The sequence below is a fragment of the Rhodococcus cerastii genome (assembly GCF_033042195.1).
Classification (GTDB): domain Bacteria; phylum Actinomycetota; class Actinomycetes; order Mycobacteriales; family Mycobacteriaceae; genus Rhodococcoides.
The window spans coordinates 1-800 of sequence record NZ_JAWLKF010000042.1 but is presented as its reverse complement, the minus strand read 5'-3'; the positions used below and the strand labels follow the sequence as shown (position 1 = coordinate 800).

Here is an 800-nt window from a genome sequence, read left to right as displayed (position 1 = left end):
TGTGTGTGTTGTTTGAGAATTGCACAGTGGACGCGAGCATCTTTGTTGTAAGTAATGAAGAGCGTACGGTGGATGCCTTGGCACCAGGAGCCGATGAAGGACGTAGGAGGCTGCGATAAGCCTCGGGGAGCTGTCAACCGAGCTGTGATCCGAGGGTGTCCGAATGGGGAAACCCAGCACGAGTGATGTCGTGTTACCTGCACCTGAATATATAGGGTGTGTGGAGGGAACGTGGGGAAGTGAAACATCTCAGTACCCACAGGAAGAGAAAACAACAGTGATTCCGTGAGTAGTGGCGAGCGAAAGCGGATGAGGCCAAACTTTGTGCGTGTGATACCCGGCAGGGGTTGCGTATGGAGGGTTGTGGGGTTTGCATTGTCGATTCTGCCGGATCGGCCGACAGTGAGAAATTGTGGTGTTAGTCGAAGTGGTCTGGAACGGCCTGTCGTAGAGGGTGAGAGTCCCGTAGACGAAAACACTGCAACTGTCGTTGTGAATACCCAAGTAGCAGCGGGCCCGTGAAATCTGCTGTGAATCTGTCGGGACCACCCGATAAGCCTGAATACTCCCTGGTGACCGATAGCGGACTAGTACCGTGAGGGAAAGGTGAAAAGTACCCCGGGAGGGGAGTGAAATAGTACCTGAAACCGTGCGCTTACAATCCGTCAAAGCTGGTGAACAGTTTACTGTTGCTGGTGATGGCGTGCCTTTTGAAGAATGAGCCTGCGAGTTAGTGGCATGTCGCGAGGTTAACCCGTGTGGGGTAGCCGTAGCGAAAGCGAGTCCGAATAGGGCGTATC

General features: G+C 53.6%; 1 rRNA gene. It reads left to right on the top strand.

What is annotated here, in order from left to right:
* Window positions 1-45: 45 nt before the first annotated feature.
* A 23S ribosomal RNA gene (locus tag R3P93_RS24505) occupies window positions 46-800 on the top strand; the annotation flags it as partial.